We start from the raw sequence: 22,503 nt of genomic DNA, 5'->3' as shown, positions 1-22,503 counted from the left end.
CTGACGGGCGGCAGCCGGGAATGGCCACGGCGTCCGGCCGGTTGCCAGGAGGAAAGCTCGGCCCTGTTGCCTCCTGAGGAGAGACATGTCGGAGAAGACCCCCGTCGACTTCTGGTTCGACCCGCTGTGCCCGTGGGCGTGGATGACCTCCCGCTGGGTCCTGGAGGTGGAGAAGGTCCGGGACATCGAGGTCCGCTGGCACCTGATGAGCCTCGCCGTCCTCAACGAGGACAAGCTCGACGAGCTGCCCGAGGAGTACCGCGAGCTGCTCGAGACCAAGGCCTGGGGCCCGGTCCGCGTCGTCATCGCGGCCCAGGAGGAGCACGGCGCCGAGGTGCTCGGCGAGCTCTACACGGCGCTCGGCACCCGCTTCCACAACCAGGGCGAGGGCCCGGAGAAGGCGACGGTGGCCGCCGCGCTGAAGGACGTCGGCCTGCCCGAGTCCCTCATGGACCACTGGGACGACACCCCTTACGAGCCCCAGCTGCGCGCCTCCCACAAGGAGGGCATCGACAAGGTCGGCCAGGAGGTCGGCACCCCGGTCATCGCCGTCCCCGGCGCCGACGGCGGACAGCTCGCCTTCTTCGGCCCGGTCGTCACCCCCGCCCCCAAGGGCGAGGACGCCGCCAAGCTCTGGGACGGCACCCTCGCCGTCGCCTCCGTCCCCGGCTTCTACGAGATCAAGCGCACCCGGACCAAGGGCCCGGACTTCAGCAACCTCTAGAGACGCTCCGGAACCTCTGGAGAAGCTCCGGCCGCACCGCTCGGCGGCGGGCTCCCCTGCACGACCCGGGAAGCCCGCCGTCCCCGCCGTTGTGCCGCGCGGGCCCGCCCGGTCGTTGCACCATGGGTCGGACACCGACCCTGGAGGCGAGCCCCACCCCATGACGGAGATCGACACCTCGGTGCCGCACTCGGCCCGGATCTGGAACTACTGGCTGGGCGGCAAGGACAACTACCCCGTGGACGAGGCGGCCGGCGACGCCTACACCGCGGTCTTCCCCGGCATCGTCACCATCGCCCGCAGCAGCCGCGCCTTCCTCGGCCGGGCCATCCGGTACCTGGTGCTGGAGGCGGGGGTGCGCCAGTTCCTGGACGTCGGCACCGGACTGCCGACCGTCGACAACACCCACGAGGTCGCCCAGCGGCACGCCCCCGGGTCCCGGATCGTCTACGTCGACAACGACCCGCTGGTCCTCACCCACGCCCGCGCCCTGCTCACCTCCACCCCCGAGGGCGTCACCGCCTACGAGGACATGAGCCTGTACGAGCCGGAGAAGATCCTTCGGGCCGCCGCCCGCACCCTCGACCTGTCCCGCCCCACCGCCCTGATCCTCAGCGGCATCCTCGGCCACGTCGACGGCCACGACCGGGCCCTCGACCTGGTCCGCCGCCTGATGGCCGGCCTGCCCTCCGGCAGCCACCTCTGCGTCAACGACGGCTCGCGCGGCACCGACCCGGCCTACGAAGCGGCCCAGGACGGCTACAACGAGACCGGCGCCGTGCCGTACTTCCTGCGCCCGGTGGAGCAGATCGAGGCGTACTTCGAAGGGCTCGACCTCGTCGACCCCGGCGTGGTCTCCGTCCCGCTGTGGCGCCCGGACCCGGCCCCCGACGGCACGAAACCGCGGCCGGTCGGCCAGCACGGCGGCCTCGCCCGCAAGCCCTGAGGTACCCAGCGGCATGCAGGAAGCCCCCGCGAGTCACGTCCTCGCGGGGGCTTCCCTCATTCCGCCTGCCGCCGTGAAGGGTGAGAAGACGATCACGAGGCAGGACGCTTCAGGCACGCCTCACGGCGCCAGCAGCAGCACGTCCGCGCGGGACTTGGCGGCCTCGTAACGCTTCGCCACGTCCTGCCAGTTGACGACGGCCCACATGGCCTCGATGAAGTCGACCTTCTGGTTCTTGTACTGGAGGTAGAAGGCGTGCTCCCAGGCGTCGAAGACCAGGATCGGGGTGGCGCCCTGCCCGACGTTGCCCTGATGGTCGTAGACCTGCTCGACGATCAGCCGCCCACTGAGCGGCTCGTACGCCAGCACGCCCCAGCCGGAGCCCTGTGTGGTGGCGGCGGCCTTGGTGAGCTGCGCCTTGAAACCGGCGAAGGAGCCGAAGGACTCGGCGATCGCGTCGGCGAGGTCGCCCACACCGTCGGCGGCCAGCGGCTCGCCGCCGCCGTCACCGGTCATGTTGTGCCAGTAGATCGAGTGCAGGATGTGCCCGGAGAGGTGGAAGGCCAGGTTCTTCTCCAGGCCGTTGACCGAACCCCAGGACTCCTTGTCCCGCGCCTCGGCGAGCTGCTCCAGGGTGTCGTTGGCGCCCTTCACGTAGGCCGCGTGGTGCTTGTCGTGGTGCAGCTCGATGATCTCGGGGCTGATCACGGGCGCCAGCGCGGAGTAGTCGTAGGGCAGTTCAGGAAGCGTGTAGACGGGCATGGCGGGTCCCCTCCGAGCTCTTGTTGCAACAGACTTGCAAGTGCACGCTAGCAGCAAGAGCGGCTCCGCGGGTGCCCGAGGGGGTGGCCGGGCGTGTCGCCGCCGGGGGTCTCCATCAATTCTTTATCGAGATTGCTGCAGCCTTTTCGGCGTGTGATGCACATCATGGTGAGCATTCGGCGATTACCTGATTTCTGCCCGGTTTCTGCATTGGGCGAGTCCGCCAAAACCCGGCTTCTATAAGGGACTTGTACCGCAGGGGAGGGGCGGCGAGATTTCCCCTGGTAATCGTGAGGGGGTCGTGATGTCACAATCACGGCAGATATTCAGCAGACGCCAGTCACTGGCCATTTTCGGGGGTATCGCGGCAGGCACCGCACTGCCTCTGGGAGTGTTCGGGTCCCGGTCCGCGTACGCGGCGTACGCGGCGGCGGCCGACGGCGGTACACGGCTGCCCGACACCGACCGCGGCAAGGTGGTGCACGCGTACCGGACCGGCGGCCGCGCGGTGCGTACGGCCGCGGCGGCGGCGCTCGTGGGCAACGCGGACGCCGTGACCACGTTCCTGGCCGACAGACTGCCGGCGGCCACGGCCGAGGACAACCGCTTCACGCTCTCCAAGGCCCTGGTCACCGCGGGCAGGGCCACGCGTGGAGCGCGCCGCGGCCGTCCGCGAGGACGACGGGGTGGCGGCCACCACGCTCCTGGCCGGCGGCGGCCCGTACGTACAGGCCGCGGCGAAGGTCGCGCTCGAAGGCGACACGCACATGCTGCGCCAGTTCATCGGTACGACGCAGCACGAGTTCGCGCGCATCGACCACGATCACGCCACGCACATCAGCGCGATCCGGGCGGCGATCGCACGGGCCGCCAAGATCGCCGAGGACGCGCTCGAGGACGCGGCACGCGCCTCCGAGGCCGCGGCCATCGCCCGGCAGGCCGCCGAGGAGGCCACCGAATGGGCCGGCAAGGCCGAGGGCTGGGCGGCCGACGCCAAGGCCTCCGCGGAGGAGGCCCGCCGGAACGCGGAGGCCGCCGAAGCCTCCGCGGCCGCCGCCGCCAAGTCCGCGCAGACCGCGCAGAACGCCGCCGCGGCGGCCCGCGAGGCGAGCAGTGTGGCGCGGGACGCGGCCAACCGGGCCGTGCGCTCCGCTTCGACCGCCGCGGCCTACGCCGCTGACGCGCAGGCCTCCGCGTCGAAGGCCCGGCAGGCAGAGCTCGCGGCAGGCAAGTCGCACGCCGAAGCGGCCGTCGCCGCGACCGCGGCGTGGGTCGAGGTCGTCCAGGCCGCGATCCGGGAGGTGATCCAGGACGCGACCGACAACTCCAAGGTCCCGATCGACGGCAAGACCGGCCTGCCCGAGGGCGCCGAGAGCTGCCTGACGCCGTTCGGTGATCCGATCGAGCACAGGAACAACACCAACCCGTGGGAACTGGGGTGGAGCTGGCTGACCGGTACCGGCCCCAGATCGCAGTGTTTCGGCCCGGACGACGAATTCACCCGCCTCTATCGTGAGCACCCGCACACGCAGGGAGTCCTCGAGTACTTCCTCAACGACTGGCAGCGGACCGGGAAGTACGAACTGGGTCACACCTACATGGACGACTACGAGCTCGGCGGCTTCGGCGGCGCGGGCAAGTACGTCAGGGACTACGGGACGCTCACCACGGCCGGGCTGACCGGCAACCTCGCGTACACGTTCCTGGGCTCGCACAAGGTCCGCATGACCCCCGTCCGGGAGAACCCGGACGGGTCGGTCACCTGGCCCTACACCGCGTACAACGAGTCGGACATCGAGTCGGCGACGCACCCGCCGGTCATCGGGTACACGGACTGGTGGAGCGACACCGTGGGCGCGTTCGTCGACAAGGTCGTCGGCGACGAGGGGCCGATGTCGCCCAAGACCCAGGTGATCGAGTTCGACGTTATGCTGGGCCCGTGATGCGTGAGAGTGCGGGCGGGCGGTGGCTCTTCGCCGCGCTCGCCGCTTCCGCGGTGCTCGTCTCGGCGTGCTCGGCGGCGGTCGACCCGGAGAAGCTGCCCGGTCTGTACCGCGGCGACGGCGGCGGGAAGATCGAGCTGTCGGCGGAGGGCACGTTCTCGGCCACCGGCGTGATCCTGAGTGAGGGCGCGGACCCGGTCGATTTCCACGGCAGCTGGGAGTACGAGGACTCGGCCACCATGAACGATTTCGTGTACTTGGGGATCGAGGACGGCGGGCTCGGCAAGATCGGCGGGATCCAGCTCTACGTGGACGATCAGGACACGCTGTACTTCCACTTCGATCCGGACGGCCCGATCACCCAGAAGCTCGACAAGACGAGCTGACCGGTCGGCCTGATGGCGCAGGACGGATAGGCCGCGGAGTTTTTCTCCGCGGCCTATCCGCTTTTACGCCGCCGCTCGGCGGCTCGCCTCGCGAGCCGTTACGAAGTCGTTGTCAAGATCACTGCAACCGTCCCGGGCGTGACAGGGATCACGGCTCGAACTCGCCGGTTGCCCGAATTCTGTCCGTTTTAGGAATTGGACGTATTCGCCAAGTCGCCGCTTCGATGAGGGGTTTGAACCCGAAGAACTGCCGAGTTTCTGGGACTGTGATGAAGTCACGCAACACGTTCGTACGCATTCTGGGCGCCGCCGCCGGCGCCCTCACCTGGGCCGTGCTCGCCCAGGGCGGCGCGGGTGCCGCCGAGCCCTCCACCGAGACCGTCGCCGAGGCCGCGTCCGGCTACGCCGTCCAGGTCTACGACTACCCGAACGCCGACAAGATCCTGGCCGAGCAGAACATCGTCCTCAAGCGCGGCGACGGCCACATCGTGCTCGCCGACTGTGCCGCCGGGGGCGACCTCCTGCGGTTCCTCGCGCGCGACCACGACGACGTCTGCTTCGAGGTCACCGCCGACGAGGGCCGGCTGACCCTCGAACTCCCCGCGGTGCACGGGGTGAAGACGGACGACTCCGCCAACACCCACCTGGAGATGACCGCCGAGGGCGACCAGGTCGAGTACGACATCCCCGCGGACACCTGGGCGGGCGTCGGCGAGTCCGTCGACGGCCGGGACCACGTCCTGGTCGAGATCCGCGTCACCAACTGACCGACATCAACCTGTGATTGAGGAGACCACTCGTATGTCTTCCATAAGACGTCCCCGTCTGGCCGCGCTCGGCACGGTCCTGGCCGCCGGGTCGCTCGCGCTGGGCACGGCACCCGCCGTCGCCGTCACCGGCGGCACACCGGTCGCCGACTCGGACATCACCCACGCCTACACCGCGCAGATCACCGTCGGCGCCCACGACCGCGGCTGCTCCGCCGTCCTCGTCGACGCCGAATGGCTGCTCACCGCGGCCAGCTGCTTCGCCGAGAACCCGGCCGCCTCGCTCGCCGTCCCGGCCGGCGTCCCCGCCAGGGCGACCACCGCCGTCATCGGCCGCTCCGACCTCTCCGGCACGCAGGGCGCCGAGCGCCGCGTCGTCGAGATCGTCCCCCGCACGGACCGCGACGTGGTCCTGGCCCGCCTCAACCGGCCCGTCACCAACGTGACCCCGGCCCAGCTCGCCACCGCGGCGCCCGCCGCCGGTGCGGAGCTGACCTTCGCCGGATACGGCCGTACGAAGACCGAGTGGGTACCGCTGAAGCTGCACACCGGCACCTACATCGTCGACTCCACCGCCGCCACCTCCGCGGGCGTCACCGGCAAGGACGGCGCGGCCGCCTGCATGGGCGACACCGGTGGCCCGGTCGTCTCGGGCGGCAAGCTCGTCGGCCTCAACAGCCAGTCCTTCCAGGGCGGCTGCCTCGGCACCGCCGAGACCCAGACCTCCACCGCGGGCGTCATCGCGCGCGTCGACGACCTCGCCTCCTGGATCCACGCGCAGGTCGGCGCCACCCGCATCGCCGACTTCAACGGCGACGCCGTCGAGGACATCGCCATCGGCGACCCGATGGCCACGGTGGGCGGCGACACCACCGCGGGCCTCGTCCGGGTCGTCCACGGCGGCGGCAAGGGCATCGCCGAGATCACCCAGGACCTCGACTGGGTGCCCGGCGGCGCCGAGGCCGGCGACCACTTCGGCGGCCACCTCGCGACCGTCGACTACAACGAGGACGGCTACACCGACCTCGTCGTCACCGCCTCCGAGGAGAACGTCGGCAGCGCGGTCGACGCCGGCTTCGTCGACATCCTGTTCGGCGGCGAGAACGGCCTCGGCAGCGGTCCCCCCGCCCGCCACTTCCAACAGGGCTCCGGCAACGGCTCCATCGGCGCCTCCACGCCCGAGGACGGCGACCGGATGGGCGTCTCCCTCGCCGCCGGCACCACCGCCGAGGGCAAGCCGTGGATCCTGATCGGCACGCCGGGTGAGGCGCTCGGCTCGCTGGCCAAGGCGGGCGGCGCCTTCTACGTGCACGGCGACACCAACGTCGGCATCAACCAGGACACCGCGGGCGTCTCCGGCGCGGCCGAGGCCAACGACGCGTTCGGCACGTCCGTCACGGGCGACGCCAACTTCATCGCCATCGGCGCTCCCGGTGACGCCATCGGCGGCGACGCGAACGCCGGCAACCTGGCCGTGCTCAGCCACAAGCTGGACGCCGACGGCCGGCCCACCGTGGTCACCGGCATGGACCAGGACGACGACAAGATCGCCGGCGGCGCCGAGGCCGGCGACAAGTTCGCCCAGGCCCTCGCGCTGGTCGCCTTCCGCCCGTCCGGCGCGGCCACGGCCACCGACTCGATCCTCGCGATCGGCTCGCCCGGCGAGGCCCTGCCCGCCGAGACCGGCGGCGCGCAGCGGGCCGGCGCGGGCAACGTGATCCTCGTGCACATCAGGGCCGACGGCACCTGGGAGTACATGCACGCGCTCAACCAGGGCACGGGCACCGACGACCGCTCCGGCACGATCGAGGCCGGCGACGGCGTGGGTTCGGCCCTGAGCGCGGTCAACACCGCGCCCCGGGAGGTCGGTTCCGCCGCCACCCTGAAGGTCGCCGTGGGCGTCCCCGGTGAGGACCTCGCGGGCGTCGCCGACGCCGGTGCCATCCACACCTTCTCGCTGATGGGCGCGGTGGGCGCCAACGACCTGTGGGTCGAGGCCGGCGACGGCGACGGCGTCCCCGGTTCCCCGGGCGAGGGCGACAAGCTGGGCACCAGCATCCACTTCACGCCGCGCAACCTCTACGCCGGTATGCCCTACGGGCCCACCGCCACCGGGGCCCTGCACGTCCTGCCGTTCCCGAACGTCGTGGCGGGCGGTACGAGCAGGCCCGCGACCACGTACCAGCCGGGCCAGGGCGGACTCCCGGCCAACGGCAACTACTTCGGGTACTCCGCGGCGTAACGGCTGACGCCGTCCTCGCGGGGATGGACCTTCTCGGCCCCGCCGGGCTCCGGCCCGGCGGGGCCGAGTGCCGCGGCGGCCGTGCGGGCGCGGCTCCCGACGGGCGCGCGGCGGCTAACCGCGCGCCCGGCGCCGCTGCCAGGCGTAGCCGGTGGCCGCCAGGACCAGCGTCATGCCGCCCGTCGAGTACAGCTGCACGCGGGTGTCGGGCTCGCGGGCCATCAGCACGAACACCGCCGCCATGGCCGCCAGCGCCACCCACGTCAGCCACGGGTACGCCCACATGCGCACCACCAGCTTCTCGGGTGCCTCCCGCTCCAGACGGCGCCGCAGCCGCAGCTGGGAGACGGCGATGAAGATCCAGACGACCAGGATGACCGCGCCGATCATGTTCAGCAGCCAGGCGAAGACGTCGTCCGGCCGCCAGTAGCTGAGCAGCACACAGCCGAAGCCGAAGAGGGACGAGACCAGCACCGCGACCCGCGGCACCCCGCCCGACACCCGGCCCAGCGCCTTCGGGCCCTGACCGCGCTCGACCAGCGAGTAGCCGATGCGGGAGGCGCCGTAGATGTTGGCGTTCATCGCGCTCAGCAGCGCGACCAGCACGACGACGTTCATCAGTTCACCGGCGCCGGGGATGCCCAGCTCGTCGAGGGCGGCGACGTACGGGCCCTTCTCGACGACCTCCGGGGAGTCCCAGGGGACCAGGGTCACGATGACCGCCATGGAGCCGATGTAGAACAGCGCGATCCGCCACATCGCCGTCCGTACGGCGCTCGCCACGCCCTTGACCGGGTTCTCCGACTCGGCCGCCGCGATCGTCACCGTCTCCAGGCCGCCGTAGGCGAAGACCGAGGCGAGCAGGCCGATGATCAGGCCGTTGCCGCCGTTGGGCAGGAAGTCGCCCAGGTGGGAGGTGCCGGGGGAGTCGGTGCCGGGCAGGACACCGGCGATCGCCAGCACGCCCAGCACCAGGAACAGGGTGATCGCGCCGACCTTGAGGGCGGCGAACCAGAACTCGAACTCGCCGAAGTTCTTCACGGCGGCCAGGTTCGTCCCGCAGAACACCACCATGAACAGCGCCACCCACACCCACTCGGGCGTGCCCGGCAGCCAGCCGTGGACGATCGCCGCCGCGCCGATGCCCTCCAGACCGACGGCGGTGCACAGCAGCACCCAGAACGCCCACCCCGCGGTGAAGCCGGCCCAGGGCCCGATCGCCCGCTCGGCGTGCGCCGAGAAGGAACCGGACGACGGGTACGCGGCCGACATCTCGCCGAGCATCCGCATCACCAGCATCACGAGGAGGCCGGAGAGGGTGTAGGCGACGACGATCGAGGGCCCGGCGGCGGCGATGCCGGCCCCGGAGCCGACGAACAGCCCGGCGCCGATCACGCCGCCGAGGGCGATCATCGACAGGTGGCGCTGCTTGAGGCCGTGGGAGAGGGAGGCGTCGTCGTGCGACCGGGGCGGCGCCTCGGTGGTGGTGCTGTTGGACATGGGGCGGCTCGTCCAATGCGTGGGGGGCGGGGACAGGGCAAAAACGCCCACAGTTTCCGGGGTCGCGCCCGCCGACGACACCGGTTGCCCACGATACGGACGGAATCGACACGGAACGTGATCGTCCGAATGCGGAATTCCGCTTAGGGGTGACACCCGCCTCCCCCTCACGGTGACCGATATCACCCCCAACCACGGGTATGCCGCGTCTTTGTCGGGAGCCCACCAATGTGCCGATCGACCCTTTGTCGAGCGCTGCCGGTGATCGGGTCCGGCACGCTGGGATAGCGTCGCGCTGTCCCGACATGTCCACACCACCCGCGGAGTCCCCCATGAGCACCGCTGCCCTTCCCACCCGCTCCGGCCAGGTCCTCGCCGACCTCATCCCCTCCTCCCGGGTCCGGGACGTCGCGCTGGTCGCCGGCGGTGCCGTGCTCACCGGCGTCGCGGCCCAGATCGCGGTGCCCGTTCCCGGCTCCCCGGTCCCGGTGACCGGCCAGACCTTCGCCGCGCTGCTCGTCGGCACCTCCCTGGGTGCCGGGCGCGGCCTGCTCTCGCTCGCGCTGTACGCCCTGGTCGGCATGGCGGGCGTGCCGTGGTTCGCGGAGGGCGGCTCCGGCGTCGGCGCCCCGTCCCTCGGCTACGTCTTCGGCATGCTGCTCGCCGCCACCGTCGTCGGAGCCCTGGCCCGGCGCGGCGCCGACCGCTCGATGCTGCGCATGGCCGGCACCATGCTGCTCGGCGAGGCCGTCATCTACGCCGTCGGCGTTCCGTACCTGGCCCTCGCCGCCGACATGTCCCTCACCGCCGCGATCGCGGCCGGCCTGACCCCGTTCCTGATCGGCGACGCGCTGAAGGCGGCGCTGGCGATGGGCCTGCTGCCCACCGCCTGGAAGCTGGCCGACAAGAAGTAGACCGCCCGCACAGGCACGGGAAAGGGGCCGGCCCGATCGCTTCCGCGACCGGGCCGGCCCCTTTCCCGTGCGCCGACACCCGCGGTCAGTCCTCGCAGGCGAGGGCCTTCCGCGCGGTGACCTTCTGCCTGACGACCGCGACAACGAGCACCAGCGCCGCGACGAGCAGCGACAGCAGCACGGTCGTACGCCCGTTGTGCTCCGTGTCGGTCAGCATGTAGCCCAGCACGAAGACGATCACGGCGGCGGCCGCCCAGGTCAGGTACGGGAACAGCCACATCCGCACCACCAGCTTCTCCGGCGCCTCGGCCTGGATGATCTTCCGCATCCGCAGCTGCGAGAAGCAGATCACCAGCCACACGAAGAGGGCCACGGCGCCGGAGGAGTTGACCAGGAAGAGGAAGACGGAGTCCGGGAACTCGTAGTTGAAGAACACGGCGACGAAACCGAACACCACGGAGACGAGGATCGCCGTCCGCGGCACGCCCCGCGCGGTGGTCCGGGCGAACGCACCCGGCGCGTCACCGCGCTGACCGAGCGAGAAGGCCATGCGGGAGGCCGTGTAGAGCCCGGAGTTCAGGCAGGACAGCACGGACGTCAGCACGATGAAGTTCATGATCTGACCGGCGTTGGCGATCCCGAGGGAGTCCAGCGCGGCGACGTACGACCCCTTGTCGATGATCGACTGCGAGTCCCAGGGCAGCAGCGCGACCACGACGAAGATGGAGCCCAGGTAGAAGACGGCGATGCGCCAGATGATGCTGTTGGTCGCCTTGGTGACGGCCCGCTGCGGGTCCTCGGACTCACCGGCGGCCAGGGTGGGGATCTCGCTGCCCATGAAGGAGAAGACGACGAGCAGTACGCCGGTCAGGATCGCCCCCGCCCCGTGGGGCAGGAAACCGCCGTGCTCCGTCAGATTGGCCAGCCCCGCCTGCGCGCTGTCCACACCCGGCAGCAGCCCGAAGACGGCCAGCCCGCCGACCACGATGAACGCCGCGATCGCGACGACCTTGATCCCGGCGAACCAGAACTCGAACTCGCCGTAGGAGCCCACCGAGGCGAGATTGGTGGCGGTCAGCACGACCATCACGATCAGCGCCCAGCCCCACTGCGGCACGGCGGGTATCCAGCCCTCCAGGATCTTCGCCCCGGCCGTCGCCTCCACGGCCAGCACGACGACCCAGAAGAACCAGTACAGCCACCCGATGGAGAACCCGGCCCAGGGCCCGAGCGCCCGGTCAGCGTGCGCGGAGAAGGAACCCGAGGTCGGGTTGGCGGCGGACATCTCGCCGAGCATCCGCATCACCAGCACCACGAGCGTGCCGACGAGGGCGTACGACAGCAGGATTCCGGGGCCAGCGGTGGCGATGCCGGAACTGGAGCCCACGAACAGCCCGGCCCCGATCACACCGCCGATAGCGATCATCGACAGGTGACGGTTCTTGAGTCCGGCCTGGAGCCCGGACCCGGGTTCGCCGGGCTCTTCGGGGCCGTCCTCGGCCTCGGTCAGGGTCGGCTGCGAAGTCATGGGGGTGCTTTCCTTTGCGCCGGTCGTGCACTTCCTCGTACGAGCGGTGTACGAGCCGGACCAGTGAAACGGAGGTGAACGAATTCAGGAACCTTTGATTGCGGATCTTTACTTGAGTTTTTCCTGGAGGTTCCACAGTTTCCCTCAGTGTGTTCACACCCCGTACCCGGCGCGGCCGCCCCATCGCCCCCGTGTCACACTCGACGCATGCGCGTGTATCTCGGCTCGGACCATGCGGGCTACGAACTCAAGAACCACCTCGTCGAATGGCTCAAGGCGGCAGGGCACGAGCCCGTCGACTGCGGCCCGCACATCTACGACGCCCAGGACGACTACCCGCCCTTCTGCCTCCGCGCCGCGGAGCGCACGGCCGCCGACCAGGGCGCCCTCGGCATCGTGATCGGCGGCTCCGGCAACGGCGAGCAGATCGCGGCGAACAAGGTGAAGGGCGTGCGCGCGGCGCTGGCCTGGAGCGAGGAGACGGCGTCGCTGGGCCGCCAGCACAACAACGCCAACGTCGTGGCGGTCGGCGCCCGCATGCACACGCAGGAGGAGGCGACGAAGTTCGTCGAGACCTTCCTCGCCACCCCGTTCTCCGGCGACGAACGCCACGTCCGCCGCATCGACATGCTCACCTCCTACGAGACGACGGGCGACCTCCCGCCCGTCCCCGCCCACCACCCGCAGCAGTAGCGGCACACCGGCGCCCTCTCCCGGTGCGCGGGCACCGGGGAGGGCGGGGTCCGGGCGAAGAAGAACGAAAGGACACCCCCGTGCCAGAGGGGCACACCATCCACCGGCTGGCCGAGGACTACGCCGCCGCCTTCACCGCCGGCACGGCACCGCACGTCACCAGCCCCCAGGGCAAGTTCTCCGACGCCGCCGCCCTCCTCACCGGCACCCCCCTCACCCGCACCGAGGCCCACGGCAAGCACCTGTTCCTCGGCTTCGGCGCGGCCGACTGGGTCCACATCCACCTCGGCCTCTTCGGCAAAGTCACCTTCGGACCCGCCCCGGCCCCGCTCCCCACGGACACCGTCCGGCTCCGCCTGGCGAACGACACGGCCTACGTCGACCTCCGCGGCCCCACCACCTGCGCCCTGATCACAGACCCGGAGAAGCAGGCGATACACGACCGCCTCGGCCCCGACCCCCTGCGCCCGGACGCCGACCCGCAGGCCGCCTACCGCCGCGTCTCCCGCAGCCGCACCACCATCGCCGCCCTGCTCGTGGACCAGAAGGTCGTCGCCGGCGTCGGCAACGTCTACCGCGCCGAGGTCCTCTTCCGGCACGGCATCGACCCGTACCGCCCCGGCAAGTCCCTCACGCCCGCCGAATGGGACGCGATCTGGCACGACCTCGTCGCCCTCATGCGCGAGGGCGTGAAGAACAACCGCATCGACACCGTCCGCCCCGAGCACACCCCCGAAGCCATGGGCCGCCCGCCCCGCGTCGACGACCACGGCGGCGAGGTCTACGTCTACCGCCGCGCGAACCAGCCCTGCCACCTGTGCGGCGACCCGGTCCGCACCGCGGACCTGGCCGCCCGCAACCTCTTCTGGTGCCCGACCTGCCAGCCAGGACGGGCCTAGCACCAGGGGCTGTCGCGGTCCCGCTCAGAACCCGTGCGGCAACCACGGCGCGACGTCCGAAGCGAACCCCACCGACGCCTCCGCCAGCGACCCCGGCCGCACCTGACGCACTCGCCCGGCCGCACCCAGCGACGCCAGGCTCACGCCCCCGAGATACGCCGCGCCCAACTCCCGTACCGACAGAGCCAGATCCGCCGCGTCGGACGTACGCTCGCAGGACGCCCCCTTCGTGTCCCCGCTCAGCCGCCAACGCCCCGCGTTCCAGGGGCAGAACGCGTCCTCGACCTCGAACACGAGGTCCACCGGCGCCTGGTACGTGCGCGCCGCCAGCGCCGCCCCCACGTCCACCAGCCGCACGTACAGCGCGTCCCGCAGCACCGGCCCGCACCGCCGCAGGTCCGACACCTGGTGCTGCCACGCCTCGTCGACCGGCCGCCCCCGCACCGCCAGCGTCGACGTCAGGTCGATGCCGAACAGGAAGCGCCACAGCGCCGCCTCGGTCGCCGGGTCCAGCCCGGCCAGGTCCTTGAGGACCACCGTGCCGCTGGGTCCCTCGCTGCGCCAGGCGGGCCGCACCTGGAACCGCGCGAACCCGGTCACCTCACCGCCCCGCCGGGCGACGACGCACTGCAGCGGCGACGCCCCCTCCCGCTCGCTCTCCGGGTCCAGCAGCCCGAGCCGCTCCCAGCCGGGCCGGCGAACCAGCATGCCCGGCCGCCCCGGCACCAGCCGCGCGTAGACCGCCTCGCACGCGTCGAGCACGTCACCGGGCGCCGCGTACCGCAGCCGTACGTCATCCGTGCCGTCCGGCACCGACAGCCGCACCCGGGCGGTGTCGATCTCCGCGTTGACCTGAAAGGTCGCGGCGCCGTACCCGAACCGGCCGTAGATCGCCGGCTCGGAGGCCGTCAGCACGGCAAGCGGCTCGCCCAGGGACCGTACGTCGTCCAGCTGCCGCCGCATCATCGACGTCAGCACACCCCGGCGCCGGTGCGTGGCGGCCACGCCCACCATCGTGACGCCCGCCACGGGCACGACGGCACCGCCGGGCACGGTCATCCGGAAGCTGAACGCCCCCGCCGTACCCACGCACTCGTCGCCGTCCCAGACGCCGAGCGAGCGGTCGGTCTCGGTCAGCGAGCTGAAGAGTTCCAGTTCCTCGGCCGACTCCGGAACCCCGCCGAAGGCACGGATCAGTGTCCCGTACCACGTGTCCCACTCGCCGCGCCGCAGTGTCCGCAGGCCGGTCCGCGTCAGGTCGCCACTGTCATCGCTCATGGGCCATGCGTACCAGGGGCGCGAAGGGCGGGCGAGGCAATTTCCGCCAGGTTGCCGCGCGAGGGCCGTTCGTGAAGTTCACTGTGAAGTCGGGCCTCGGACGGGGGACAAGCGGGACCTCCCGTGCCAAGCGCCCGGTCCGATGGATAGGGTCCCGAACTAATGGCAGCAGGACGACAGCGGCGCGCGGCGGCCGACACCTTCACGGCCCGGTGGAAGAAGCAGTGGCACCGGGCCCGCGTCGGCATGCGCAGATCCGCCGTCGACTACTTCCGCGGCGACGGCTCGGACTGGATCGCGCTGGCCGGACTGCTGCTGACGATCCCCGTCATCGCGGCCACCACGATGATCAACTCGGTGTGGTGCGCGCCCGCCGCACTGGTCCTGCCCATCGTCGCGGGCGGCCTGCTGCTGCGCCCGGCGAGCCTGCTGGGCCTGTACGCGGCGGCGGCCACGGCACTGATCGTGGAGTCGGTGCAGCTGGGCCCGTACACCGAGGGCCCCTCACGGGTCACCCCCGGCGTGGTCCTGACCGTCGCGGCCTGTGGCTTCTTCGGGCTGCTGGTCGCCCAGTTCCGCAGCCGGGTCGGCGTGCCCTGGCGGCGCGGCGGGACCATGCTCTTCGACCTGCGCGAACGCATCCGGGTCCAGAGCAAGCTGCCGGGGCTCCCGCCAGGCTGGCACCGCGAGATGGCGCTGCGCCCGGCCGGCGGCCAGTCCTTCTCCGGCGACTTCGTGGTCGCGGCGCGCACCAACGGCGGCCGGACGCTGGAGGTGGTCCTCACCGACGTCTCCGGCAAGGGCATGGACGCGGGCTCACGCGCCCTGCTGCTGTCGGGCGCCTTCGGCGGACTGCTCGGCAGCCTGCCCCCGCACGCCTTCCTGCCCGCCGCCAACGGCTACCTACTCCGCCAGGACTGGGACGAGGGCTTCGCCACCTCCATCCACCTCGTCCTGGACCTCGATTCCGGCGACTACGAGCTGTACTCGGCCGGACATCCGCCGGGCCTCCAGCTCAGCGCCGGCACCGGCCGCTGGGAGGAGAAGTCGGCCGAGGGGCCGCTGCTGGGCGTGTACGACGGTGCGCAGTTCGACGCCGTGAAGGGGTCGCTGCGCCCCGGAGACGTGCTGATGCTGTTCACGGACGGACTGGTGGAGACCTCGGACCGGGACATCGCCGAGGGCATCGACCGTCTCACCGGCGAAGCCGACCGCTACGTCGCCGGCGGCTTCCACGGCGCCGCCTGGCACCTGATCGAAGCGGTGGCCAAGGACGTCAACGACGACCGGGCCCTGCTGCTGATCTGCCGGGAGGGCCCGACGGCCCAGACCACCACGGCCCGGACCTCGACCGCCCGGACCCCGACCGCCCAGTCCTCGACGGCGCAGACCGCCACGGCCCGGACCACGGCCACCGGCCCCTCCGCGACGGCGGACTGACACACTGGCCCGGTGTCCGACACCACACCCGCACCCGCGCCCGCCACGCCGCCCACGCCCCCCGTCCGGCTCTCCCCGGCCGAGGTGGAGGCCGTCGCCCGCGCCGCCCACGTCGGGCAGACCGACAAGGCGGGACGGCCCTACGCCGAGCATCTGAGTGCCGTCGCCCAAGGCGTACGGCTGCGCGGCGGGGACGACGAGCAGATCGCGGCGGCCTGGCTGCACGACGCCGTCGAGGACGACGCGCTGTCCGAGGACTGGCTGCGCGGGGCCGCGCTCAGCCGCCGCACCAAGGACATCGTCCTGGCCCTCACCAAGCGGGCCGGGGAGCCGCCCGAGGCGTACGCGGCGCGCATCCTCGCCACGCCCGGCGCACCGCTGGTCAAGGAGGCCGACCTGGCACACAACGCCGACCCGGCACGGCTCGCGGTCCTGGACGCGGCCACGCGCACACGGCTGACCGAGAAGTACACGCGGATGCGCGCACTCCTCGGTCTGCCGGGCGGGGGTTAGGCACCCCGGACGGGAGTCGGGCACCCCGGACGGGAGTCGGGCGCCAGAGCCCGGAACCTCAGGGGACGGACGTCGTCAGACCGACACCTTCTCGCCGGCCCCGCTGGACGCGCGCGCCTCACCGGCGCCCGTCGTCTCGTGTCCCTCCGCCTTCCGCTCCCGCTTCTCAGGGCCCCGGCCCGCCTCACCGGCGTCCCGCTTGAAGGCCCACTCCATCTTCGGCTCCACCACGCACCGCAGGACCCGCTGGACGGGCTTGGTGCACAGCAGGGTGATGAGAGCGGCTCCCAGGACGGTGATCCCGATCTCGCCGACCGGGGTGTCCCACGCGGGATCGTGGAACCAGCCCGCGAAGGTGCCCTCCTTCGCGACGAAGCCGTGCAGCAGGTAGCCGTAGATCGTGCCCGCGCCGAGCGCGGTGAACCACATGCGCCGGCCCGGCACCCAGGCGAAGAAGCAGGCGGTCAGCACGATCGAGCAGCCGAAGAGCGCGAGGGTGAGGACGGGCCCGGACCACCAGGGGGCGTCCGTGGTCTGCACGGCGGCGTTGCGGTAGAACCAGCCGGTATCCATGCGCGGCACCGACCACCAGGCGACGACCACCGCCACCGCGACCACCGGCACGGACGCGATCCGCGCCGAGCGGCGCCGGACCAGCCGGAAGTGCTCGGGGCGCAGCACCAGGCCCAGCACGAAGCACGGCAGGAACTGCAGCACCCGCTGCATGTTCAGGTCGTTGCCGATACTGGGCGTCACGGAGGCCAGCGCCGCGATCACCAGGGCGATCGGCAGCGGCCAGCGGACCGTCTGCCAGATCGGAGTGGTCAGCCGCCAGATGAACAGCGCGCACAGGAACCACAGGAGGTAGGTGGGGTCCAGCAGGCTGATGTCGTTGGACGGGTCCTCGCTGACGCGGCGGTGCAGCGCGTAGCCGATCTCGAAGACGACGTAGGGGACGGCGACGCCGGTGATGAGGCGCTTCACGCGCTTGGGACTCAGGTCGAAGCTTCGCGAGAAGTAGCCGGAGATGATGATGAACGCCGGCATGTGGAAGGTGTACAGGGCCCGGTAGAGGGCCTCCACCGTCCGGTTCCCGTCCAGGAGCTGACCCCAGGCGTGGCCGACGCCGACCAGTACGATCGCCAGGTACTTGGCGTTGTCGAAGAACGCGTCGCGCTGTCGGCTCGGCTGAGTCTGCTGATCCGGGGGGGACGGCGTCTTCCGGTCGCCGTGCGGTCGCAGCGAGCTAGTCATGCAACCCCCCGCCGGGAAATCGGCGAGTTGTCACAGGACCTCGCTGCTCTGGTGGGGGACGAGGCAGCGTAGAACATCTGAGGCACCCTAGCGTTCTCCGTGGGATTCCGTAAAACCTTCGACGTCATTCCTGCATTCGGATCCCGGGGGCCTGACGGGTGCCCCGAAATTCGGGGAACTTGTCCCGGGAGGCGGCATGACCTCCGCCACAGAGTGGAAAGCCGTCGGGCACCTGAGGGGCGCCCTGAGAGCCCTACTTGTCATGACACGTCATGACTGAACAGTGTATAAAGCCGGAGGGTGACTTCCCCTCAAATGTCCGCTTCAATGGCCCGGGCGGGGCCTCCGCGTGAGCCTGTGATCTGCCTGTGATGTGCCTGTGAGTGTGGTTCCCGAGGTAATTCGAAATATCTGCGAACGCGTTGTGTGGGCATCGAAACGAAGTGACCGAAATTCCCCGCACGAGTGTCATGTCGAATTCTTGTGCGGGATGGGATCGTGGAGTGGGTCCGCGTGCGCGGGGCGGGGCCGGACCCCGGGAACCGGCCGACGATGCGTCACCTGCCGCATGACGGGGCCCGGTTGGTGGCACGATGGTCCTGGCGGGGGTGTGCGCGGCCGCACCCCCGGGCCGGGAGAGCGGACCGATCGAGGGTGTGATCAGTTGTGGCCATTTCACTGTCAGTGGTGCTGCTGTTGGCGATCATCCTGGTGGTGCTGCTGCGAGGAGGCTCCATCAAGGCGGGCCCGGCGATCGTCGCGGTCCTCTTCGGCTTCTTCCTGGCCTCGACGGGCATGGCCGACGACATCCAGCGGTTCCTGGACTCGATAGCGGACACGATCAACTCGATCCAGTTCTGACCGGAGCGCCCGGCCGGAGGCCTCTCGGAGCGGGCGACGGGAATCGAACCCGCGTAGCCAGTCCGGAAGATCGCGTACGCGGTTCGGTCCTGACCTGCTGGTCCGCTGAGCTGCACGTTTCTGGGCGGCTCGCCGTGACTCCCCGGTGTTCCCCCTCGTGCGCCTTCCGATCGGGCGCGCGCGGGGCACGGGCGCCCTTCTCCCGGCCTGAGCCCCCGATGCCGATCGGCCCGGGGGTGCTCGCCTCTGTTCGTCGCTACAGGCGGCGTCTGTCGCGAAGGTACGGCGGTACGAGGAATCCCGGCCTGTTGAACACGGCTACGGAGGCGGTGGCGACCAAGCAGATCAACATCACGACGAAGAACACGGTCCCGACCGTCTCCAGGGCGCCTCGAACCGTGCCCCAGGACTCGGCTCCGAGGAACGAGATCGTCATGACGGCCAGGCAGGTGAACATACCGGCAACGGGCACAATGCCCCGTGTGACCGCCCAGGCTCCACGCTTGCCGAGCTTGTCCCACCCGGCAGCTTCCGTCCGCGCCCGACGGGGGTCGCGCCACACCATGGCGGCGCTCCGGACCATGTACCCGGCCAGAGTGGCGAACCCAACACAGACCACAATCCCCATGGGCCCCCTGCTCGGATGATAGCCGTGGGGCCGGTCGCCCCAGCCGACGTATGAGCCTCAGCTGTCAGGCGAGACTCTCAAGGCCGAGCTTGGCCAGTCGCGACCGGATGGCGCTGGGCTTCCGGCCGAAGTGCTTGCCGAGGGCGTCAAAGTTCCGTTCGCCTTGCTGGTAGAGGGCAAGCAGGCGCGCGTCGTCCTCGGGTGACCACGGGTGGCCCATCCGCGGGAAGCGAGCCCGTAGTTCTTCCGGCGTCTCACGCTTCTTGCCGGCGTCGCCGTGAGGGCAGACGGACTCGATGATGTCGAGGGGGAACTCTCCGACGTGGGTGCCTGTGAGCCAGAGGTTCAGGTGGCCGTCGTCGAACGTGATCCGGTCGGCATGGACGGTCACCGCTCGCCGTAGGACGTCGTTGTCGTTCGGGTCCTGGTGGTAGTCGGTGAACGTCAGACGGAACGCTGTGCGCACGTTGGAATCCCCCATGGGAGCAATCCTGACGTTCCGGTCGGGCACGCGGTAGATCGTTTCTGGTCCTTGTCCGCTGCGCGCCCGTGCCGTGCGCGGGCCTTGATGAGGTAGGGAGGCGCCCCGGGTGGGACGGTCGGGCAGTGACGCGACACGTCCGATCGGCGAAGTGGGCAGCGGCGACGGGCCTGTTGGGGCGCAACGCCCGTTGAGGGTCCAGGCTTCTGCGGGCAGTCCTGATGTCCAGCTCGCGACCACGCCCGAAGAGCGGCAAGCGGCAGCAGTGCACAGCCTCGTGGAGCCGGGGGAGCGTCGCCGCTGCCGGTGCGGGAGCCGGCGGAACCAGAGGCCGGGCCGCGCCCCGCCGTACTGGCCGCCGTGAGTGCCGGCGTTCCGTACCGGCGGCTGAAATCGACCTGTACACGACCTTCGGGGATGCCTCCGCGGCGATCTTCCCGGCCCCACCGCTCCGCGACGAGGCTCAGGGCCCCGACCGCCTTGGCATGTGACCGCTCCCGATCAAGCCGTGCTCTGCCCAGCGGCGCAGGTCCATGGTTCAGCGACTGCTCCGAAAGCGCAGTGATCGATTGACGCCATCGTGAGACACCGCAGGTGGGACGGGGTTAACAGCCTAGTTGTCCCCTGAGTGGCAGCGGTCGTTCCGCTGGCTGTGCTTCCGTCCGAAGGGCACGCCGGGGACACGGCCGACTGATCGGGACCCCGGAACGCGATCAGGGCCAGGTCGGAGGAATGATCCTCCGACCTGGCCCTGAGTCGTCTGGAGCGGGCGACGGGAATCGAACCCGCGTAGCTAGTTTGGAAGACTAGGGCTCTACCATTGAGCTACGCCCGCACAGCGCGCGCCGCAGGTCGGTGACCGCGGCACTGGAGGCATCGTAGCGGGTCGCACCCCTTTCCCGCACACCCCTTCCGGTCCGCGCCCGAGTCCACGGGCACGTGCGCGGGCACCGGGGAAACCACGCGTGCCCGGCGCCCGGCGGCATGTACCCTACGTGTCGCACCAGACGGGGTGTGGCGCAGCTTGGTAGCGCGTCCGCTTTGGGAGCGGAAGGCCGTGGGTTCAAATCCCGCCACCCCGACCACCGACCGATCACCGGGTGATCGCCTTTTGGGCGGTGTAGTCGCTGCCGTTACTATGCAAGCTGCACGCCCGTGTGTCTCAGAGTCTGAAGTCTCCGGGCGGCGAATCCGCCGGACGCCCCGCTGGCCCCGGCAGAACCCAAGAAGTCAGCCACCAAGGAGACCGAACCGTGAAGAGCGCCGTGGAGACCCTGAACCCGACCCGGGTTCGGCTCACTGTCGAGGTGCCCTTCGAGGAGCTCAAGGACAGCCTCGACGCGGCGTACAAGAAGATCAACCAGCAGGTCACGGTGAAGGGCTTCCGCAAGGGCAAGATCCCCGCCCGGGTCATCGACCAGCGGTTCGGTCGCGGCGCCGTCCTGGAGGAGGCCGTCAACGACGCGCTCCCGAAGTTCTACACCGACGCGGTCAACGAGGCCGACCTGAACCCGCTGGGTCAGCCCGAGGTCGACATCACCGAGCTGAAGGACGGCGAGACGCTGAACTTCACCGCGGAGGTCGACGTCCGCCCGACCGTCGAGATCCCGGACTACTCCGGCATCGAGGTCGAGGTCGACGCCGTCGAGGTCACCGACGAGGACGTGGAGAAGTCGGTCGAGCAGCTGCGCGAGCGCTTCGCCTCCACCTCCCCGGTCGAGCGTGCCGCCGAGGACGGCGACGTGGTCACCATCGACCTGCAGGCCAAGGTCGACGGCGAGGTCCTCGAGGACGGCGTCGCCGACGGCGTCTCCTACACCATCGGCTCCGGTGAGCTGCTGGAGGGCATCGACGACGCCGTGAAGGGCCTTCAGGCCGGTGGCGAGGCCACCTTCACCTCCGAGCTCAAGGGCGGCTCGGCGGCCGGCAAGGAGGCCGAGGTCACCGTCAAGGTCACCCAGGTCGCCGCGCGTGAGCTGCCCGAGCTGGACGACGACTTCGCGCAGCTCGCGTCGGAGTTCGACACCCTGGAGGAGCTGCGCGCCGACAGCCGCAAGCGCCTCGCCAACATGAAGCAGTACGACCAGGCCACGCAGGCCCAGGAGCGCGTCCTGGACAAGCTGCTCGAGCTGGTCGAGGTCCCGGTCCCCGAGAAGCTCCTCGAGGACGAGATCAACACCCGTAAGCACAACCTCGAGCACCACCAGCTCGGCCAGATGGGCCTGGACCTCGAGAAGTACCTCGAGCTCCAGGGCAAGACCGCCGAGGAGTTCGACACCGAGACCCGCGAGGCCGCGGTCAAGGGCATCAAGACCCAGTTCGTGCTCGACGAGCTGGTCAAGCAGGAGAAGCTCAACGTCAGCCAGGAGGAGCTCACCGAGCACCTCATGCGCCGCGCCTCCTCCTCCGGCATGTCCCCCGACCAGTTCGCCCAGGCCGTCGTCGAGCAGGGCCAGGTCCCGCTCCTCGTCGGTGAGGTCGCCCGCGGCAAGGCCCTGGCCGTCGTGGTCGAGAAGGCCACGGTCAAGGACACCAACGGCGAGGTCGTCGACCTGGACGACGAGGAGGAGACGGAGGAGGCCGCCGAGGCCGCCGCCGAGTCCGCCGAGTCCGACACCGACAAGGCCGACGACAAGGCCGAGGAGAAGACCGAGGGCTGATCCCCCTCGCACCGTCCCCGACGGATGTGAAAAGGGCCCCGGACGCATCAGTGCCGGGGCCCTTTTCGATGTGCGGCCGGACAG

20 protein-coding genes, 2 tRNA genes and 1 pseudogene are annotated in these 22,503 nt (G+C 70.7%); 15 read left to right on the top strand and 8 right to left on the bottom strand.

What is annotated here, in order from left to right:
* Positions 1-85 precede the first annotated feature (85 nt).
* Both M6G08_RS04090 and M6G08_RS04085 read left to right on the top strand, forming a co-directional pair.
* On the top strand, positions 86-724 hold the full coding sequence (locus tag M6G08_RS04090) for a mycothiol-dependent nitroreductase Rv2466c family protein (RefSeq protein ID WP_272585816.1): 639 nt from the start codon (positions 86-88) through the stop codon (positions 722-724).
* Positions 725-884: 160 nt separating this feature from the next.
* Positions 885-1,670, top strand: coding sequence for an SAM-dependent methyltransferase (locus M6G08_RS04085; RefSeq protein ID WP_272585815.1), 786 nt, complete (start codon positions 885-887; stop codon positions 1,668-1,670).
* A 120-nt stretch (positions 1,671-1,790) separates the two neighbouring features.
* On the opposite strand, the gene M6G08_RS04080 is transcribed toward M6G08_RS04085, so the two are convergent.
* Positions 1,791-2,432 carry a superoxide dismutase gene (locus M6G08_RS04080; protein WP_272585814.1) on the bottom strand — a complete coding sequence of 214 codons (642 nt, stop codon included), beginning with the start codon at positions 2,430-2,432 and terminating at the stop codon, positions 1,791-1,793.
* Positions 2,433-2,736: 304 nt separating this feature from the next.
* Between M6G08_RS04080 and M6G08_RS04075 the strand changes: the two are divergent.
* The 5 genes and pseudogenes from M6G08_RS04075 to M6G08_RS04055 all read left to right on the top strand — a co-directional run.
* Positions 2,737-3,009, top strand: a pseudogene (locus tag M6G08_RS04075) (hypothetical protein); the annotation flags it as partial.
* Positions 3,010-3,082: 73 nt separating this feature from the next.
* Positions 3,083-4,375, top strand: coding sequence for an ALF repeat-containing protein (locus M6G08_RS04070; protein ID WP_272585813.1), 1,293 nt, complete (start codon positions 3,083-3,085; stop codon positions 4,373-4,375).
* On the top strand, positions 4,375-4,761 hold the full coding sequence (locus M6G08_RS04065) for a hypothetical protein (RefSeq protein WP_272591250.1): 387 nt from the start codon (positions 4,375-4,377) through the stop codon (positions 4,759-4,761). The genes M6G08_RS04070 and M6G08_RS04065 overlap by 1 nt, the downstream gene beginning before the upstream one ends.
* Positions 4,762-5,030: 269 nt before the next feature.
* Positions 5,031-5,528, top strand: coding sequence for a hypothetical protein (locus tag M6G08_RS04060; RefSeq protein WP_272585812.1), 498 nt, complete (start codon positions 5,031-5,033; stop codon positions 5,526-5,528).
* Between the two features lie 34 nt (positions 5,529-5,562).
* Positions 5,563-7,770 (top strand): S1 family peptidase, encoded by a 2,208-nt coding sequence (locus tag M6G08_RS04055; protein WP_272585811.1) that lies wholly within the window; start codon positions 5,563-5,565, stop codon positions 7,768-7,770.
* Between the two features lie 114 nt (positions 7,771-7,884).
* Here M6G08_RS04055 and M6G08_RS04050 read toward each other — a convergent pair whose 3' ends face one another.
* The gene (locus tag M6G08_RS04050; protein ID WP_272585810.1) at positions 7,885-9,270 is read right to left on the bottom strand and encodes an amino acid permease; all 1,386 of its coding nucleotides are present in this window, start codon (positions 9,268-9,270) and stop codon (positions 7,885-7,887) included.
* A gap of 332 nt (positions 9,271-9,602) precedes the next feature.
* Between M6G08_RS04050 and M6G08_RS04045 the strand changes: the two genes are divergently transcribed.
* Positions 9,603-10,184, top strand: coding sequence for a biotin transporter BioY (locus tag M6G08_RS04045; RefSeq protein WP_272585809.1), 582 nt, complete (start codon positions 9,603-9,605; stop codon positions 10,182-10,184).
* Between the two features lie 85 nt (positions 10,185-10,269).
* On the opposite strand, the gene M6G08_RS04040 is transcribed toward M6G08_RS04045, so the two are convergent.
* Positions 10,270-11,712, bottom strand: coding sequence for an amino acid permease (locus tag M6G08_RS04040; protein WP_272585808.1), 1,443 nt, complete (start codon positions 11,710-11,712; stop codon positions 10,270-10,272).
* Between the two features lie 207 nt (positions 11,713-11,919).
* Here M6G08_RS04040 and M6G08_RS04035 point away from each other — a divergent pair, with 207 nt between their 5' ends.
* The gene (locus M6G08_RS04035) at positions 11,920-12,405 is read left to right on the top strand and encodes a ribose-5-phosphate isomerase (protein ID WP_272585807.1); all 486 of its coding nucleotides are present in this window, start codon (positions 11,920-11,922) and stop codon (positions 12,403-12,405) included.
* An 80-nt stretch (positions 12,406-12,485) separates the two neighbouring features.
* On the top strand, positions 12,486-13,304 hold the full coding sequence (locus tag M6G08_RS04030; RefSeq protein ID WP_272585806.1) for an Fpg/Nei family DNA glycosylase: 819 nt from the start codon (positions 12,486-12,488) through the stop codon (positions 13,302-13,304).
* A gap of 24 nt (positions 13,305-13,328) precedes the next feature.
* On the opposite strand, the gene M6G08_RS04025 is transcribed toward M6G08_RS04030, so the two are convergent.
* Positions 13,329-14,582 carry a GNAT family N-acetyltransferase gene (locus tag M6G08_RS04025; RefSeq protein WP_272585805.1) on the bottom strand — a complete coding sequence of 418 codons (1,254 nt, stop codon included), beginning with the start codon at positions 14,580-14,582 and terminating at the stop codon, positions 13,329-13,331.
* Between the two features lie 162 nt (positions 14,583-14,744).
* On the opposite strand from M6G08_RS04025, the gene M6G08_RS04020 reads away from it, so the two are divergent.
* Complete coding sequence (locus M6G08_RS04020; RefSeq protein WP_272585804.1) at positions 14,745-16,022, top strand: PP2C family protein-serine/threonine phosphatase; 1,278 nt, start codon at positions 14,745-14,747, stop codon at positions 16,020-16,022.
* Between the two features lie 84 nt (positions 16,023-16,106).
* Positions 16,107-16,535 carry an HD domain-containing protein gene (locus M6G08_RS04015; RefSeq protein WP_443049002.1) on the top strand — a complete coding sequence of 143 codons (429 nt, stop codon included), beginning with the start codon at positions 16,107-16,109 and terminating at the stop codon, positions 16,533-16,535.
* A 75-nt stretch (positions 16,536-16,610) separates the two neighbouring features.
* Here the strand turns inward: M6G08_RS04015 and M6G08_RS04010 are convergent, their stop codons facing one another.
* Entirely contained in the window at positions 16,611-17,789 is a 1,179-nt protein-coding gene (locus M6G08_RS04010; RefSeq protein ID WP_272585802.1) for an acyltransferase family protein, read from the bottom strand.
* A 666-nt stretch (positions 17,790-18,455) separates the two neighbouring features.
* Here M6G08_RS04010 and M6G08_RS04005 point away from each other — a divergent pair.
* Positions 18,456-18,650 (top strand): hypothetical protein, encoded by a 195-nt coding sequence (locus M6G08_RS04005; RefSeq protein WP_029393243.1) that lies wholly within the window; start codon positions 18,456-18,458, stop codon positions 18,648-18,650.
* Positions 18,651-18,906: 256 nt separating this feature from the next.
* On the opposite strand, the gene M6G08_RS04000 is transcribed toward M6G08_RS04005, so the two are convergent.
* From M6G08_RS04000 to M6G08_RS03990, 3 genes are all read right to left on the bottom strand, one after another.
* Positions 18,907-19,278 (bottom strand): hypothetical protein, encoded by a 372-nt coding sequence (locus M6G08_RS04000; protein WP_272585801.1) that lies wholly within the window; start codon positions 19,276-19,278, stop codon positions 18,907-18,909.
* A gap of 64 nt (positions 19,279-19,342) precedes the next feature.
* Positions 19,343-19,789 carry an SANT/Myb-like DNA-binding domain-containing protein gene (locus M6G08_RS03995; protein ID WP_272585800.1) on the bottom strand — a complete coding sequence of 149 codons (447 nt, stop codon included), beginning with the start codon at positions 19,787-19,789 and terminating at the stop codon, positions 19,343-19,345.
* Positions 19,790-20,520: 731 nt separating this feature from the next.
* Positions 20,521-20,594, bottom strand: a tRNA-Gly gene (locus M6G08_RS03990).
* A gap of 173 nt (positions 20,595-20,767) precedes the next feature.
* On the opposite strand from M6G08_RS03990, the gene M6G08_RS03985 reads away from it, so the two are divergent.
* Positions 20,768-20,844, top strand: a tRNA-Pro gene (locus tag M6G08_RS03985).
* Between the two features lie 168 nt (positions 20,845-21,012).
* A complete protein-coding gene (tig, locus tag M6G08_RS03980; protein WP_272585799.1) occupies positions 21,013-22,419 on the top strand; it encodes a trigger factor in 1,407 nt (468 codons plus the stop codon).
* The last annotated feature ends 84 nt before the right edge of the window (positions 22,420-22,503 follow it).

The organism is Streptomyces sp. M92 (genome assembly GCF_028473745.1).
Classification (GTDB): domain Bacteria; phylum Actinomycetota; class Actinomycetes; order Streptomycetales; family Streptomycetaceae; genus Streptomyces.
The sequence above is the reverse complement of the archived record's forward strand: the minus strand, read 5'-3'. Positions and strand labels throughout refer to the sequence as shown.